This window comes from Bradyrhizobium sp. CCBAU 11430, from assembly GCF_028128855.1.
Classification (GTDB): domain Bacteria; phylum Pseudomonadota; class Alphaproteobacteria; order Rhizobiales; family Xanthobacteraceae; genus Bradyrhizobium; species Bradyrhizobium ottawaense.
The window spans coordinates 83,198-99,170 of the sequence record NZ_LBJV01000074.1; the positions used below are offsets into that span (position 1 = coordinate 83,198).

General features: G+C 65.3%; 15 protein-coding genes. 4 read left to right on the forward strand and 11 right to left on the reverse strand.

Annotated elements, in window-relative coordinates:
- Window positions 1–4: 4 nt before the first annotated feature.
- Window positions 5–1,225, reverse strand: coding sequence for a cytochrome P450 (locus XI04_RS37210; RefSeq protein WP_271609340.1), 1,221 nt, complete (start codon window positions 1,223–1,225; stop codon window positions 5–7).
- 57 nt (window positions 1,226–1,282) lie between these two features.
- Window positions 1,283–1,492: a ferredoxin gene (locus tag XI04_RS37215; RefSeq protein WP_028143406.1), complete on the reverse strand. Its 210-nt coding sequence runs from the start codon at window positions 1,490–1,492 to the stop codon at window positions 1,283–1,285.
- A 154-nt stretch (window positions 1,493–1,646) separates the two neighbouring features.
- On the opposite strand from XI04_RS37215, the gene XI04_RS37220 reads away from it, so the two are divergent.
- Window positions 1,647–2,294: a TetR/AcrR family transcriptional regulator gene (locus tag XI04_RS37220; protein ID WP_038947080.1), complete on the forward strand. Its 648-nt coding sequence runs from the start codon at window positions 1,647–1,649 to the stop codon at window positions 2,292–2,294.
- Here the strand turns inward: XI04_RS37220 and XI04_RS37225 are convergent.
- The 4 genes from XI04_RS37225 to XI04_RS37240 all read right to left on the reverse strand — a co-directional run bounded on the left by XI04_RS37225 (window position 2,291) and on the right by XI04_RS37240 (window position 6,333).
- Entirely contained in the window at window positions 2,291–2,929 is a 639-nt protein-coding gene (locus XI04_RS37225) for an aspartate/glutamate racemase family protein (RefSeq protein WP_028143404.1), read from the reverse strand. The two genes, XI04_RS37220 and XI04_RS37225, sit on opposite strands and share 4 nt — an antisense overlap.
- 154 nt (window positions 2,930–3,083) lie before the next feature.
- Entirely contained in the window at window positions 3,084–4,097 is a 1,014-nt protein-coding gene (locus XI04_RS37230) for an amino acid ABC transporter substrate-binding protein (protein WP_028143403.1), read from the reverse strand.
- Between the two features lie 10 nt (window positions 4,098–4,107).
- Window positions 4,108–5,457: an aspartate aminotransferase family protein gene (locus XI04_RS37235; RefSeq protein WP_097669162.1), complete on the reverse strand. Its 1,350-nt coding sequence runs from the start codon at window positions 5,455–5,457 to the stop codon at window positions 4,108–4,110.
- Between the two features lie 3 nt (window positions 5,458–5,460).
- A complete protein-coding gene (locus XI04_RS37240) occupies window positions 5,461–6,333 on the reverse strand; it encodes a MurR/RpiR family transcriptional regulator (RefSeq protein WP_097669161.1) in 873 nt (290 codons plus the stop codon).
- An 89-nt stretch (window positions 6,334–6,422) separates the two neighbouring features.
- On the opposite strand from XI04_RS37240, the gene XI04_RS37245 reads away from it, so the two are divergent.
- Both XI04_RS37245 and XI04_RS37250 read left to right on the forward strand, forming a co-directional pair.
- Window positions 6,423–7,607: an amino acid ABC transporter permease gene (locus XI04_RS37245; RefSeq protein ID WP_097669173.1), complete on the forward strand. Its 1,185-nt coding sequence runs from the start codon at window positions 6,423–6,425 to the stop codon at window positions 7,605–7,607.
- A gap of 2 nt (window positions 7,608–7,609) precedes the next feature.
- The gene (locus XI04_RS37250) at window positions 7,610–8,716 is read left to right on the forward strand and encodes an amino acid ABC transporter permease (protein WP_038947085.1); all 1,107 of its coding nucleotides are present in this window, start codon (window positions 7,610–7,612) and stop codon (window positions 8,714–8,716) included.
- Window positions 8,717–8,869: 153 nt separating this feature from the next.
- Here the strand turns inward: XI04_RS37250 and XI04_RS37255 are convergent, their stop codons facing one another.
- Window positions 8,870–10,288 carry an amidase gene (locus XI04_RS37255; protein WP_271609341.1) on the reverse strand — a complete coding sequence of 473 codons (1,419 nt, stop codon included), beginning with the start codon at window positions 10,286–10,288 and terminating at the stop codon, window positions 8,870–8,872.
- 138 nt (window positions 10,289–10,426) lie between these two features.
- Window positions 10,427–11,203: an SDR family oxidoreductase gene (locus XI04_RS37260; protein WP_271609342.1), complete on the reverse strand. Its 777-nt coding sequence runs from the start codon at window positions 11,201–11,203 to the stop codon at window positions 10,427–10,429.
- Between the two features lie 154 nt (window positions 11,204–11,357).
- Between XI04_RS37260 and XI04_RS37265 the strand changes: the two genes are divergently transcribed.
- The gene (locus XI04_RS37265) at window positions 11,358–12,431 is read left to right on the forward strand and encodes a tartrate dehydrogenase (RefSeq protein WP_028143396.1); all 1,074 of its coding nucleotides are present in this window, start codon (window positions 11,358–11,360) and stop codon (window positions 12,429–12,431) included.
- A 134-nt stretch (window positions 12,432–12,565) separates the two neighbouring features.
- Here XI04_RS37265 and XI04_RS37270 read toward each other — a convergent pair whose 3' ends face one another.
- The 3 genes from XI04_RS37270 to XI04_RS37280 all read right to left on the reverse strand — a co-directional run bounded on the left by XI04_RS37270 (window position 12,566) and on the right by XI04_RS37280 (window position 15,965).
- Complete coding sequence (locus XI04_RS37270) at window positions 12,566–13,639, reverse strand: malate/lactate/ureidoglycolate dehydrogenase (RefSeq protein ID WP_028143395.1); 1,074 nt, start codon at window positions 13,637–13,639, stop codon at window positions 12,566–12,568.
- A 151-nt stretch (window positions 13,640–13,790) separates the two neighbouring features.
- Window positions 13,791–14,702 carry an NAD(P)-dependent oxidoreductase gene (locus tag XI04_RS37275; RefSeq protein ID WP_028143394.1) on the reverse strand — a complete coding sequence of 304 codons (912 nt, stop codon included), beginning with the start codon at window positions 14,700–14,702 and terminating at the stop codon, window positions 13,791–13,793.
- Window positions 14,703–14,714: 12 nt separating this feature from the next.
- Window positions 14,715–15,965 carry a Zn-dependent hydrolase gene (locus tag XI04_RS37280; protein ID WP_038972755.1) on the reverse strand — a complete coding sequence of 417 codons (1,251 nt, stop codon included), beginning with the start codon at window positions 15,963–15,965 and terminating at the stop codon, window positions 14,715–14,717.
- Window positions 15,966–15,973 lie beyond the last annotated feature (8 nt).

Consider the following 15,973-nt stretch of genomic DNA (forward strand, 5'->3'; position numbering starts at 1 on the left):
AGGCCTACATCGCCTTTCCGAGCAAGAATGGCAACTGGCGGGGGCCCCGCACCGTGCCCTGTGACCAGGTCACGGCGCCTGCCGGATCGAGTCGGAAATCTGGAATGCGTTTTAGCCATTCCTCCAGCGCAACCTGCATCTCCATGCGCGCCAGGTTGGAACCGACGCAGCGGTGAATGCCGAGGCCGAAGGCGGCGTGCCGGTTTTCGCGACGGTCGATCACGACTTTGTCAGCGTCCGGAAACATCTTGGGGTCGCGATTTGCGGCCGGGAAGGACAGCAGCACCATGTTGCCCGCCTTGACCGGGCAGCCCGAGATCGTGGTCTCCTTGACCACCTCGCGGGCCATCGTCACCGGAGAATAGGCGCGCAGCAGCTCCTCCACCGCAGTCGGGATCAATGCGGGCTCGGCGATCAGCCGCTCGCGGTCGGCCGGCGTCTTCGCAAGATGCCAGAGCGAGGAACCGATCGCGCTCCAGGTGGTGTCGATGCCGGCGATCAGGAGCAGGCGCAGCGAGCCCAGGACGTGCGAGTCTTCGAGCGGGTTGCCCTCCTTGTCCTTGGCGTTCATCAGGTAGGAGATGAGATCGTCGGTCGGCTTGTCCTTGCGCGCCTCGATATGCGCGCTGAAATAGGCGCTCATCTCCTGCACGGCCTGCAGCAGCTTGCTCTCGTCCTTGATGCCCAGCTCGAGGATCATGTGGATCCAGTTGATGAAGACATCGCTGTCGCTCTCGGGGATCCCGAGCATGTGGGCGATGGCCCGAACCGGGATATATTTGGCGTAGCGTGCGGCGGCGTCGACCTTGCCATCGGCGCTGAAGCCGTCGATCAGCTCGTTGCAGATCGCGCGCATCCGCGGTTCCAGCTTCTTCATCGCGTCCGGCGTGAAAGGCGGCAGCAGCAGCTGCTTGGCCGGCTTGTGCACGGGCGGGTCCGAAGTGATCGGCGGTGCGGCGTTCCTCGCCACCTCGGGACGGACGTCGCGCACGATGATGCGGCGCGAGGAGAAATGCTCGGTGTCGTTGGCGATCTCGCGTACCGCCTCATAGGTCGTCGGCATGTAGCAGCCGAGGAAACGCTCGGTGTGCACAACCGGGCTCGCTGCGCGCAGCTCGTCCCAGATCGGGAAGGGATCCTCCGTCCATTGCGGATCGGTATGGTCGAAATCATGGACCCAGTCGGTGACGGGCGGATGGGCGGCGGGCGGACTGGCGTCGGACATGGCAGGGAATCCCTTGGCTCGTGTTCGCTGAAAGGACGCGGGGCGGCAAAGGCCGCACTACTCCTCGATCACATCGATCGCGATTTCCGGGCAGTTGGATTTGGCAAGCCACGCCTTGTCCTCGAGTCCCGGCGGGACCGTGCCGTCGCGGGCTTCGTGGGCGTTGCCGTATTCGTCCAGCTCGAAAAGTTCCGGCGCGAGTGCCTTGCAGCGCGCGTGGCCCTGGCATTTGTCGGGATCCACGTGAACCCTCAGTCGCTCTGTCATGGCGGCATCCTCGGTCGTATGCGCGGGGCCCGCAGGGCGGCGCGTTCCTCATGTCGATTTTATCCGCGGCATTTGCCGTGGGCTTTAAGTTATATGCTATTACATTCGCGGCAGGCTTTCCCTGTCAAGCGCAAACTTATAGGTTCGCCACACCATGCGCTCACAACTCGCCCGCAAGCCTGCGAACACCTACCATCATGGCGACCTTCGCGATGCTCTGATCAAGGCCGCATTGCGCGAGGCGGAGCAGGGCGGTGCCGAGGCGATCAGCATCAAGGCGCTGGCGAAGCAGCTCGGCGTCTCGCAGCCGGCGCCGTACCGGCATTTCGCCGATCGCGAGGCATTGCTCGCGGCGGTGACGGCGGAGGCATTCCGGCAGCTCAGCGCGATCTTTCGGGAGGCGATGGCGAAACCGTCAAAGCAATCTAAACTGTCGCGGCTGGCGCAGGCCATGCTCGAATTCGGATTGCGACGGAACGGCATCTACCGCCTGATGTTCGCGTCCCGCACGGTGGCATGCGCCGCCAAGGGCAGCGAGCTGCACGAGGCTACGCGCGAGACCTTTTCGCTCGTGATCGAAGCCCTGGAAGTGCCCGCCGTCGGCTATTTGCGCGAGCGCCAGGCGCTCAAGATCTGGGCGGCGTTGCACGGCGTGGTGATGCTGGCCGAGCAGGGCCTGTTCACCGGCGAGGCCGCGCATGCCACCCGCGAGGAACTGGTCGAGGATTTCGTCAGCGAAACGAAGGCCGCGCTCGCCGCTGCCATCAAGGACGTGCGGCGTCGGAAAGCGACAGGTGCCTAAGCCTTCGCTTTCAGCAGCTTCATCAGCTTGTCGACCGCGCTGTCAGGCGTGGTCACGACGGGACGGCCAGTCGCTTCCGAGACCAGCGGTGCCGTTGCTGCGATGCTGAACTGCGCCAGCGCGATGACGTCGCAATCTCGCAGGTCCTTTGACGCTTCGACGATCAGCCGGTCGTGGGTGGCGCGGTCGCCGCGGTCGAGCGCCGCCAGCGCGCCCTCGGCAAGCTTCGACACGATTTGGACGGAGGCCGGAAACTCCGGCGGCATCGACACAAGGGTCGGGGGGAAAGTGGACAACAGGCCGATGCGCCTGCCCATCGTCGCCGCGCGCTCGATCATGGCTTCGTTGGGCTTGAGCACCGGCATCGGCGCATGCGCGCGTGCGACCGCCTCGATACAGGGGCCGAAGGCCGAGCAGGTGAACAGGATCCCGTTCGCCCCGGTCGCCGCCGCATAATCGCCGAGTGCGAGGAAGCGATCGGTCATGGCATCGTTGAGCGCACCGTCCCGGGCAAGATCCGCCGACAGGCTGTCGTCGAGCAGGTTCATCAGCCGCGCCTCCGGCCACGCTTTTGCAAACGCGGCTTCGATCGGGGCGATGGAATGCTTGAGGGCGTGGATCAGGGCGATGCGCATGGGATGTCTCGTCTCCCTCGCCCCGCTTGCGGGGAGAGGGTCGGGGTAAGGGGGAGTCTCCGCGGGGACGATGAGAGTTGGACTCGCGGAGAGTCCCCCTCACCCGACCGCTGCGCGGTCGACCTCTCCCCGCAGGCGGGGAGAGGTGAACTCCCTACTTGAACGGCACCGCGTACATCAAGCCGCCCTTGCTCCAGAGGCCATTGAGGCCGCGGTCCAGCTTGAGCGGGCTCGCCTTGCCGACATTGCGCTCGTAGATCTCGCCGTAATTGCCGGTGACCTTGATCGCGGTGACCAGCCATTTGTTGTCGAGCCCGAGCCGCGAGCCGAGGTCGCCGGAGGCGCCCAGCAGGCGCTGGATCGCGGGCGTCTGCGACTTCGCCATCTCGTCGACATTGGCCTGCGTCACGCCGAGCTCCTCGGCCTCGATCAGGCCGTAATGCAGCCAGGTGACGATGTCGCTCCAGACCTCGTCGCCGTTGCGGGTGAAGGGCCCGAGCGGCTCCTTGCTGATCGTCTGCGGCAGCACGACGTAGTCGGCCGGGTTCGGCGCCGCGGTGGTCACGGCGCCGGCGAGTGCGGAGGCGTCCTGGGTCATGGCATCGCAGCGGCCGCCGAAGAAGGTCTGGTACATGGTGTCGACGCGGTCGAATACCAGCGGCTTCCAGTCGATGCCGTTGGCGCGGCCGTAATCGCCGAGCGTCACCTCGTGCGTGGTGCCTTGCGCCACGCAGACGGTGGCGCCCTTGAGGTCCTTGATGTCCTTGACGCCCAGGTCCTTCTTCACGACAAAGCCCTGGCCGTCGTAGAAGTTGACCGGGCCCTGCCGCAGGCCGAGCGTCACACCGCGCAGATAGGTCTGCGTCGAGTTGCGGTAGAGCACGTCGATCTCGCCCGATTGCAGGGCGGTGAAGCGGTTCTGCGCTGTCAGCGAGACGTAGCGCACCTTGCTGGCATCACCGAGCACGCCGGCAGCGAGCGCGCGGCAATAATCGACGTCGAGACCTTTGTAATTGCCTTGCGAGTCGGGCGCCGAGAAGCCGGCAAAGCCGGCGCTGACGCCGCACACCAGCGTGCCACGGCTCTTCACCGTATCGAGCGTCGCGGCGGATGCGACAACCGTCGATGCAGCGAGGACGCTCGCTGCGATAACCACTTTCCTCATCATGCTACTCCCCTCAGTGATTGACACTACGCAACACGTTGTCGACGGCCGTGCCGAGCTTGTCGACGATCAGGTCGATCTCCTCTGCGGAGGCGATATAGGGCGGCGCCAGCAACACGTGGTCGCCGCGCACGCCATCCACGGTGCCTCCGCCGGGATAGCAGCCGAGCCCATTGGCGAAGGCCTCCGCCTTGATCTTCTGATTGAGCTTGAGCGCGGGATCGAACGAGGCGCGGCTGGCGCGATCGGCGACGAGCTCGATCGCCCAGAACAGGCCACGGCCCCTGATATCGCCGACATGGCGGTGATTGCCGAAGCGCTCGGTCAGGCGCTGTTCGAGCTGCTTGCCGCGCTCCTTCACGCGCTCGAGCAGGCCGTCCTCGCGGATCACCTCTTGCACCGCCAGTGCGGCGGCGCAGGCGAGGGGGTGTGCCAGATAGGTGTGGCCGTGCTGAAAGGCACCTGAGCCCGCGCGGATGGTGTCGATGATCCTGCCGCTCGCGAGCATCGCCCCAATCGGCTGGTAGCCGCCACCGAGGCCCTTGGCGATCGCCTGGATGTCGGGCGCGACCCCTTCCTGCTCCCAGGCATGCGTGGTGCCGGTGCGGCCCATGCCGCACATGACTTCGTCGAGGACGAGCAGCGCGCCGTGCCGGTCGCAGATCTCACGCACCGCCCTGAAGTAGCCGTCCGGTGCCGTCACCGCGCCGGCGGTGGCGCCGACGACGGGCTCGGCGAGGAACGCCGCGACCGTGTTGGGACCGAGCCGCTGAAATTCCGCTTCGAGCTCCGCCGCCAGGCGCGCCACGAACTGCGCATCGGATTCACCGTCGCGCTTCTCGTGATAGGCAAACGCCGGCGTCACATGACTGAAGGCGGCCGAGAGCAGCGGCGCATAGGGCGCGCGGCGCCAGGCATTGCCGCCGGCCGCAAGGGCGCCCAGCGTGTTGCCGTGGTAGCTCTGTCGCCGTGCGATGAAATGTTGTCGCTGCGGCTCACCGCGCTCGATGAAATACTGCCGCGCGAGCTTGATGCTGGCTTCGATCGCCTCGGACCCGCCGCTGACGAAGTAGGCGTAAGCGAGACCGCCGGGCTCGTGGCCGACCAGCGTCTCGGCGAGCGCTTCGGCCGGCTCGGACGAGAAGAAAGCAGTATGCGCATAGGCCAGCGTCGAGGCCTGCTTCGCCATCGCCGCGATCACGCGTGGATGCTGATGGCCGAGGCAGGAGACCGCTGCGCCGCCGGAAGCGTCGATCACGCGGCGTCCGTCCTCGGCAAAGAGATAGACGCCTTCGCCGCCGATCGCCTTGGGCGGCGTCTCGCGGAGCGAGCGGTGCAGCACGCGGCTGGTGCGAGCGGCCATGGATCAACCTTTCTCTGAGACGTAGATGGAGGCAGCAGTGAGCCGCGCCTCGGTAGTCTCCAGGCGCTTCTTCGCGGCCACGCCGCCGAGCGAGAACGTCACCGCGGCGAGCGACTGCGCGATCGCGATGGCGCCGGTGAGACTCGGGAAGAAACCGGGAGAGGAGGCCGCCTCGAACAGCAGCACGTGGTCAGCGCCCTCGGCCATCGGCGCAGAGAGACTGTCCGCGATGGCAATCAGGGTTGCGCCGCTGTGATGGGCGGCTTGCGCGACGCGGACGCTCGCATGCGTGTAAGGCAGGAAGCCGATGACGATGACGGCCTCGCCTGGCCGGAAGGCGCCGAGATCGAGATCGTCGGGACCGGATACGCCGACGAGCTGCACCTGCTCGGGGCGGAACAGCCGCAGCTCGTAGTTCAACAGCTCGGCAACGCTGCGGCAGCTGCGATAGCCGGCGATCCAGATCCGCTTGGCCTCATGCAGGGAGCGCGCGGCCTCCGCAATCGGCTGCGCCGGAATGCGCGGCAGGCCGGCGGCCTCGGCCTCGAGCTTGTCGGTGACCAGCGCGACATCGGCATTTGGGCCGGGCCGGCGGCTTCTGGCGCGGCCGGAGAAGGGCGAAGTCTGCGATGGTCGCCGCGCCTCGGTCAGCGCCGCGCGCAATTCGTCCCAGCCCGAATAACCGATCGCCTTGGCGAGCCGCGTGAACGCGGCGGGATCGGCGCCGGCTTCGGCCGCGAGGTCGCGCATCGAACGGGTGGTGGCGTCGTAATCGTTGGCGGCGACGAAGCGTCCGACTTCCTGCAGCCGCATCGGGAGCGACGGCAATGCAATGCGCAGTTCGCTCAGCGGCGAGGATTTTGCGAGCTCGGCCATGAAACATTTGTTGCACGAATTATAGATTGGTGCAACAGTTGACGTGCGCTGGCCGGAAATCGTCGCTCTTCAAGAAGGATTTTTGCGCTGTGACCACGGACGCTCGGAGACCGCCGCGCCGCCGCCTGTTCGGCGCATGGGGACGCCGCGAGCTGCAGGGCCTGTTCTGGCAGGTGCTGGTGGTCGGGATCGCGGTCGCGGTCATCGCGTTTCTCTGGTCGAACACCGTCACCAACCTCTCGGCGCGCCGCATCACCACCGGCTTTGCCTTTCTCGGCCGCGAGGCGGGCATGCCGATCGCCGACAGCCTGCTCGCCTATAATCCGAGAGACACCTATCTCTGGGCCTTCGTCGTCGGCGTCGGCAACACCTTGCGCGTCGCCGTGATCGGCATCGTGCTCGCGACCATCCTGGGCACGCTGATCGGCATCTCGCGCTTGTCGGCCAACTGGCTGCTGTCACGACTCGCCGCCGTCTATGTCGAAACGCTCCGCGACATCCCGCTGCTGCTTCAGCTCCTGTTCTGGTACGTGCTGATGCAGGCGCTGCCGGCCGCGCGCGCAGCATGGCGGCCGATCGAGGGCGTGTTCCTGTCAAATCGCGGCCTGATCCTACCGGCAATTCCGCTTGGCCCGCCGCAGCTTTGGGTGCTCGGCACGGCGGTGTTCGGCCTTGCCGTGGTCTATCTCATCCGGCGATGGCTGATCGCGCAGCAGATGCGCGACGGCCAGCCGCGGCCGGTATGGCCCTTTGCGGTGAGCTTCATCCTCGCGTTGCCCGTGCTGGTGTCAGTACTGCTTCGCGTGTCCTGGACAATCGAATGGCCGGAGCTGCGCGGCTTCAATTTCGTCGGCGGGCTGACGCTTGCCCCGGAATATTTTGCGCTGCTGATCGCGCTCGTCACCTACACCTCGGCCTTCATTGCCGAGATCGTGCGCAGCGGCATCCAGTCGGTGCCACGCGGACAGTGGGATGCTGCCAACGCGCTTGGCCTGCGCCGCAGCTTCATGCTGCGACAGATCATCCTGCCGCAGGCGCTGCGCGTCATCGTGCCGCCGATGACGAGCCAGTATCTCAACCTGACCAAGAATTCCTCGCTCGCGGTCGCGATCGGCTACCAGGACGTGGTCTCGATCGCCAACACCACGCTGAACCAGACCGGGCAGGCGATCGAGGCGATCGCGCTAATCATGGCGGTGTTCCTGACCATCAGCCTTTCCATCAGCTTCTTCATGAACTGGTACAATTCGCGCATCGCGCTGGTGGAGCGCTGAACATGACCGCGATCGCCGACATGCCGGAAGTGCCGCGCGCCGCCCGCCGTCCGCAGACGGGAAATCCGGCGTTGCGCTGGCTGCGCACCAATCTGTTCTCGTCGATCCCGAACGGTATCCTCACCGTCGTGCTGCTGGCGATCCTCGCCAAGGGCATCTTCAGTTTCGTACAGTGGGGCATCGCCAATGCCGTGTGGCTGACCCCGGCGAACGATTCCAGTGCCTGCCGCGCGGTGCGTGGCCTCGGCGCCTGCTGGGCGATCATTCCCGAAAAGTACCGCTTCATCCTGTTCGGCACCTATCCGTTCGACGAGCAGTGGCGGCCGGCGCTGTCGGTATTGCTGTTCATCGCGCTGTTCTACCTCTCCACCCGTCGCGCTTTGTGGCGGCGCGAGCTGGTCCTTCTCTGGATCGGAGCGCTCGCGCTGATCAGCGTGCTGATGTGGGGCGGCGTGCTCGGCCTTTCCTTCGTTTCGCAGGATCGTTGGGGCGGCCTCCCGGTCACGCTGATCCTGGCGACGTTTGGCCTTGCATTCGGGTTTCCGCTCGGCATTCTCGTCGCGCTCGGCCGGCGTTCGAAGCTGCCGGCGATCCGCTCGCTCAGCGTGCTCTATGTCGAGCTGATCCGCGGCGTGCCGCTGGTGAGCCTGCTGTTCATGGCAAGCGTGATGTTTCCGCTGTTCATGCCCAGTGGATTCAATATCGACAAGCTGCTCCGCGCACAGATCGCGATCATCCTGTTTGCGGGTGCCTATCTCGCCGAAGTCATCCGCGGCGGCCTTCAGGCCGTGCCGCGCGGGCAATACGAGGCTGCCGATGCGCTGGGGCTGTCCTATTGGCGCAAGAACCGGCTGATCATCCTGCCGCAGGCGATCCGCCATGTCATTCCGCCGCTGGTCAACACCTTCATCGCTTTCTTCAAGGACACCAGCCTCGTCCTGATCATCGGCATCTTCGATCTGCTGACGACGGCGAAGACGGCGATCATCGATCCCGCCTGGCAGCAGTTCTCGGTCGAGGTCTACATCTTCGTCGCCTCGATCTATTTCATCTTCTGCTTCGCAATGTCGCGCTACAGCCGCAGCCTCGAGGCGACGAGTCGAACGTGAGGATCTCGTGTCCCGGACAAGGCGCAGCGCATCAGCGCTGTGCCGCAGAGCCGGGACCCAGAAGATGCACGGGAAGTCGTGGAAGGATGGGCCCCGGCTCTGCAGCGCACCGCCGAAGAGGCGCTGCGCTGCGTCCGGGGCACGAGAGTGAGATTACTTTTGCACCTTCGGATCGATCGGCGTCGTGTTGCGCAGGCCCAGAATATCCTCCAGCACCTTCGCGCCCGCGAGCACCTGCGCATCCCCCCTTGGTGCGCCAACGACCTGCACGCCGACCGGCAGGCCAGACGCCGTGAAGCCGCACGGCAACGACAGCGAGGGGCAGCAGGCGAGCGTGATGGCGTAGACGATGCCGAGCCACTCGACGTAATTGTCGAACCTCTTGCCGGCGCATTCGGCGACATAGCGGTGTTCGATCGGGAAGGGCGGCACGATCGTGGTGGGCGTCAGCAACAAATCGTAGGACTTGAAGAACTCGACCGCCCGCGCAGTCATGCCGACGCGCTGGGCCTCGGCGCGTTCGAGCTGCTCGACCGTGAGCTTGAGGCCTTCCTCGATGTTCCAGATCACCTCGGGCTTGAGCAGGTCACGCTTGGTGCGCAGCAGATTGGCCTTGGTGATCGCGAAATCGAAGGCGCGCAGCACGTGGAAGCATTCATGCGCCTCGCGCCAGTCCGGATGCGCTTCCTCGACGATGGCGCCGGCCTCGGCAAAGCGTTCCGCCGCCTTTCGCGTGATCGCCTTCACCTCGGGATCGACAGGCGTAATGCCGAGATCGGGCGAATAGGCGATGCGCTTCGGCTTCCTGCCGGACTGAGCCGCCGACAGGAACGAGGTCGTGGGCGCCGGCAGCGACAGCGGATCGTCCGCGTAGTCGCCGCTCATCGCATCCAGCAGCAGCGCGAGATCCTCGACGTTGCGCGCCATCGGGCCGACCACGCCGAGATTGCGATCGATGCCGGATTTGGGGGTATGCGCGACGCGGCCGATGCTCGGGCGCATGCCGACGACGCCGCAGAAAGCCGCGGGGCTGCGCAAGCTGCCGCCCATGTCGGAGCCCTGCGCCAGCCAAGCCATGCCGGTGGCCAGCGCCACGGCCGCGCCGCCGGAAGAGCCCGCCGCGGATTTTGAAGTATCCCAGGGATTGAGGGTCGCGCCGAACACCTCGTTGAAGGTGTTGGCGCCGGCGCCGAATTCCGGCGTGTTGGATTTGGCGTAGACGACCGCCCCGTTGGCCTCGAGGTTCTCGACCATGAGGTCGGACTTGGCAGGGATATTGTCCTTGAAGATCGGCGAGCCCTGCGTGTTCAGTACGCCCGCAACGTCGGTCAGATCCTTGATCGGCACCGGCAGGCCCGCGAGCAGCCCCCGCGCGCCGGCGGGTTTCCGCATCAAGGCCTTGGCGCTGTCCCGCGCGCGCTGGAAACACAGGATCGGCAGCGCGTTCACCTTGCCGTCGACTTCACTGATGCGCTTCTCCACGACATCCAGCAGTTCGAGCGGCGAGACATCGCCGGACCGCAGCTTGTCGACGACGGCGCAGGCGGTTTCACGGATCAGGTCTTGAGGCAATTATTGTACTCCTAGCTCTAGATTGTCATTCCGGTGCGCCCGAAGGGCGAACCCGGAATCTCGAGGTTCTCAGGTGCGCAATCGCGCACCATAGTTCGATGCTTTGCATCGCCCCGGAACGACGGTCCCCGAGGTCAGTTAACCCCATCCAGCGCTGATGCCGCCGTCGACCGTGTAGATCACACCCGACGTATACCCGGCGCGGTCCGACCCCAGGAACGCCATGAGGTCGCCGATCTCGCGCGCATGCGCGGGACGGCCGAGCGGCAGGCTCTTCTGGAATTCCTTGTAGCGGTTCTCGTCGCCGAACTGGTGCTTGGCCCGCGTCTTCAGCAGGGTGACGTGGCGATCGGTGCCGACAGGGCCGGGATTGATGCCGACCACGCGGATGTTGTCGGCGAGACTTTTTCCCCCGAGCGCGCGGGTGAAGGCCATCAGCGCGGCATTGCCGGCGCTGCCGCAGATGTAGTTGGCGTCGAATTTTTCGCCGGCCGCGCCGATATCGTTGACGATGACGCCGCCGCCCTTCGCCTTCATCTGCGCGTAGATCTGCCGCGTCAGGTTGATATAGCCGAACACTTTCAATTCCCAGGCGTGACGCCAGGTCGCCTCGTCGATCTTGTCGATCGAGCCGCCGGGGATGTCGCCCGCATTGTTGACGAGCACGTCGATGTCGGCCGCTTCCTTCGCGAGCCGCGCCAGATCCTCAGCCTTGCGAAGATCGACGATGCTCGTTGCGGCATCGATCTGGTGGGCGGAGCGCAGGCGCTCGGCCAGCGCCTTGAGCTGGTCGCCGTTGCGGGCGGCGAGCAGGAGGTGTGCGCCTTCCTCGGCAAACGCTTCGGCGGCTGCGGCGCCAATGCCCTTGGACGCGCCCGTGATCAGGACGCGCTTGCCACGCAGATGCAGATCCATGAGGGTACTCGCAGGATAGGAACAGGATAAAATCAGTAGGCGCTTGGCCGCGCCATGGTCAACATTGCAGTGCAGCGTTGCGCTGCCGCTGCGTTTGGTCCATTGCAGTGCGGTCAAAAGGCGGCGGCTGCCGGACCAACCAAGGACGTTCTCGATGAGCAAGAAACAATACCGGATCGCGGTCATTCCCGGTGACGGCATCGGCAAGGAAGTGATGCCTGAGGGCCTGCGCGTCCTGGAATCGGCGGCGAAGAAGCACGGGGTCTCCCTGCATTTCGACCATTTCGACTTCTCGTCGTGGGACTATTACGAGAAGCACGGCCAGATGATGCCCGATGACTGGAAGGACAAGATCGGCAAGCACGATGCGATCTATTTCGGTGCGGTCGGCTGGCCGGCCAAGATTCCGGACCACGTCTCGCTGTGGGGCTCGCTGATCAAATTCCGCAGGGAGTTCGACCAGTATGTGAACCTGCGCCCGGTGCGGCTGATGCCCGGCGTGCCGTCGCCGCTGGCGGGCCGCAAGCCCGGCGATATCGATTTCTGGGTGGTGCGCGAGAACACCGAAGGTGAATATTCCTCCGTCGGTGGCCGCATGTTCCCCGACACCGACCGCGAGTTCGTCACCCAGCAGACGGTGATGACCCGCACCGGCGTCGACCGCATCCTGAAGTTCGCCTTCGAGCTCGCGCAGTCGCGGCCGAAGAAGCATTTGACCTCGGCGACCAAGTCCAACGGCATCTCCATCACCATGCCCTATTGGGACGAGCGCGTGGAGGCGATGGCCAAGAAGTTTCCGGGGGTGAAGTGGGACAAGTACCACATCGACATTCTCACCGCGAACTTCGTGCTGCATCCGGATTGGTTCGACGTCGTGGTCGGCTCCAATTTGTTCGGCGATATCCTCTCCGACCTCGGTCCGGCCTGCACCGGCACGATCGGCATCGCGCCGTCAGGCAACATCAACCCCGAGGGCGATTTCCCCTCGGTGTTCGAGCCGGTGCACGGCTCGGCGCCTGATATCGCCGGCCAAGGCATCGCCAACCCGATCGGTGCGATCTGGTCGGGCGCCATGATGCTCGAGCATCTCGGCGAGAAGGAAGCCGGCCAATCGATCGTCGAGGCGATCGAGCGCACGCTGGCCGAACGCACGCTCCGCACCAAGGACCTCGGCGGCAACGCCGACACCACGGCCTGCGGCAAGGCCGTCGCGGATATGGTGGATTGACGGAGAATGCGCAGGGCGGGTTAGCCCTGCAGATGCGCAAAGCGCATCTGCTTGGCGTAACCCACCTCTCGGCGAAGAAGGTGGTGGGTTATGCCTGCGGCTAACCCACCCTACGATTTCTATTTCGTTCTCGATCAGCCAGCGATGTCCTCGATCGCCGTCTGATCCAGCCCGAATTTCTTCCCGGCCTCGATGATCTCCTGCCAGGTTGTCGGATCGACCGGAATGCCTTCGGCAAGGCGCTTCTTCTTGGTCTCGCGCTCGGGCTCGCCGGCGATTCTGACCTTGTCGACGCCGGGGGCAGGCGGCGAGCCGGTTTGCCAGGCAACAAAACTCTCGACTTCGCGCGCGAGGTTTTCGCCGGTGCCGAGCTTGCCGGGATCGATGACGATCGAGAGCATGCCGTTGAGGACGTTGTACTTGCCGTCGGAGGGGCCCTTGACCACCTGCCCGCCGGAGAGCGCGCCGCCGAGGATTTCGCAGACCAGCGCGAGGCCGGAGCCCTTGTGCTCGCCGAAGGGGAGGATGGCGCCGTGCGGCGGGATCACGGTGTAGCGCGGGTTGGTGGTGGGCTTGCCTTCATTGTCGATGATGGTGCCAGGCTCGAGCGCGACACCCTTGTTGTGGGCGACGCGGGTCTTGCCTTGTGCGATCCTGCTGGTGGCGAAGTCGAGCACGATCGGGTCCTTGCCGGCGCGCGGGATGCCGACGCAGAACGGGTTGGTGCCGTGGCGCGCATCGCTGCCGCCCCAGGGCGCCACGATCGGGCGGGAAATGACGTTGACGAAGTGGATCGAGACCAGTCCGTGGTCGATGCACTGCTCAGCCCAGTGGCCGATGCGACCGATGTGATGCGAATTGGAGAGGCCGACGAGGCACACCCCGTTTCGCTTAGCGCGTTCGGCTGCCAGCTCCATTGCTTCATGACCGATCACCTGCCCGTAGCCGGTGAGGCCGTCGAGAGTGAGGAGCGGACCGGTGTCGAGCACGATCTTGACGTGCGCGTTCACCGCGAGGCCACCATTGGTGACGCTCTGGACATAGCGCGGGATCATGCCGACGCCATGGGAGTCATGGCCCTTGAGGTTGGCCTCGACCAGATTGGTGGCCACGAGCTCGGCTTCGCGGTCCGAAGACCCGCCCGCCTTGACGATGGCACGAATGGCGTTGGTGAGCGGCTCTGCCTTGATGGTGCGATAGTCGGCCATTGTTATTGCTCTTATCCCTTCACAATTTGGCGGGGGGAGGACGTAGGGTGGGTTAGGCGAAGCCGTAACCCGCCTCTTCAGTCTCCGCGGAATAGACAGAGGTGGGTTAGGCCCTGCAGATGCGCTTCGCGTACTGCAGGGCTAACCCACCCTACGAATTCACGATCCGGCGGCAGTGCTCCCACGCCGCGCCAATCAGGTTCTCGCTCGCCTCCGGTGTACGGAACGCCGAATGCGCCGACAGCGTCACATTCGGCAGTTTTGTGAGCGGATGATCGCCGGGCAGCGGCTCGATGTTGAAGACGTCGAGGCCGGCATGGCGGATGTGGCCGGATTTCAGCGCGTCGATCATGGCGGCCTCGTCGACGACAGCGGCGCGGGCGGTGTTGATGAGGATGACACCACGCTTCATTTTTGCGATCTTCTCGCGCGTGATCATGCCGCGCGTCTCGTCGTTGAGCAGCAGGTGCAGCGACACGACGTCGCTCCTTGCCAGCACGCTGTCGAGATCGGTGAATTCCACGCCCGGATGGCTCTTCGGCGAGCGATTCCAGGCGATCACCTTCATGCCGCTGCCGGACGCAATGCGCGCGACCTCGGCGGCGATGCCGCCGAAACCGATCAGGCCGAGTGTCTTGCCGGTGAGCTGCATGCCGTCTTCGCGCAGCCAGTTGCCGACGCGCATCTCGCGGTCCATCATCGCGATGCCGCGGGCCGACGCCCACATCAGCGCGATTGCGGATTCGGCGACCGCGGTATCACCATAGCCCTTGATCAGATGCACGGAGATGCCGAGTTCCGCCAGCTCCTCAGGGTTCATGTAGCTGCGCGCGCCGGTGCCGAGGAACACGACGTGCTTGAGGCCGGTGCACTTCTTCGCCACCTCGGTCGGCAGCGCGGTGTGATCGACGATGGCGATCTCGGCGCCATCGAGGATGTCAGGATATTGCTCGGGCTTGATGTCGGGATCCCGGTGGATCCGCACCTTGGGATCCCCGGGCTTCTCCAGCCGTTCCATGATCACGGCTAGCGCTTCATTGGCGTCGACGAAAACTCCGCGCATGGCTCTCTCCGGTCAGGACGCGACGCCGGCGATCGCCAGCACGGTATGCATGAGAACGTTGGTGCCAGCAGTGCAGTCCGGCTGCGTCGCATCCTCCAGCTCGTTGTGGCTGATGCCGTCCTTGCAGGGCACGAACACCATCGCCGCCGGCATGATCGTGTTGAGGTTGCAGGCGTCGTGGCCGGCGCCGGAGGTGATGCGGCGCGAGGAATAGCCGAGCGTCTTTGCCGCGTTCTCGACCGCCGAGATCAGCTTGGGATCGAAATGCGTCGGCGGCTTGCGCCAGACCAGGTCGATCTTGACCTCGACCTTGCGGCGCGCGGCGATCTCGGCAATTGCGGCGCGCAGATCGCGATCGAGCGCGTCCATGATGGCGCCGTCCGCGCTGCGGCAATCCATGGTGAAGGCGATCTCGCCCGGAATGACGTTGCGCGAGGGGTTTGCGATCACGGCTTCGCCGATGGTGCCGACCGCATTCGGTCCGTGCTTCTTCGCGATGGATTCCATCGCCAGCACGATCTCCGACAGCGTCGCCAGCGCGTCGCGCCGCAGCGGCATCGGCGTGGATCCGGCATGGCTCTCGAAACCGGAAATCTTGCCGTCATACCACAGCACGCCCTGGCCGGAATCGACCACGCCGATGGTCTTGCCCTCGGCCTCCAGGATCGGGCCTTGCTCGATGTGCAATTCGACGAAGCAGCCAAGCTTCTGGAAGCCGACCGGCTTGTCGCCGCGATAGCCGATGCTGTCCAGCGCCTGGCCGACGGTCGTGCCCTCGGCGTCCTTGCGGGACAAAATGTCGTCGGTGGTGAAGTCGCCGACATAGGCGGCGGAGGCCATCATCGCGGGCGCGAAGCGCGAGCCTTCCTCGTTGGTCCAGTTGACGACGCAGATCGGCGCTTCGGTCTCGATGCCGGCATCGTTCAGCGTGCGGATCACCTCCAGCGCGCCGAGCGTGCCCAGAATGCCGTCATACTTGCCGCCGGTCGGCTGGGTGTCGAGATGCGAGCCGATGCCGACGGGCGGCTTCGACATGTCGCGGCCCTTGCGCAGGCCGAATTGTGAGCCGAGTGCGTCGGTGTGCACTTCGAGACCAGCGTCCTCGCAGGCCTGGCGGAACCAGTCGCGTACCTGCTTGTCTTCGCTGCTCAGCGTTAGCCGCCGCACACCGCCTTTGGCCGTCGCGCCGAATTGCGCGGTCTCGTGGATGGAGCCCCAGAGGCGGGCGGAATCGATTTGCAGATTGGTGGCGGCTCGGCTCATGCGGTCAG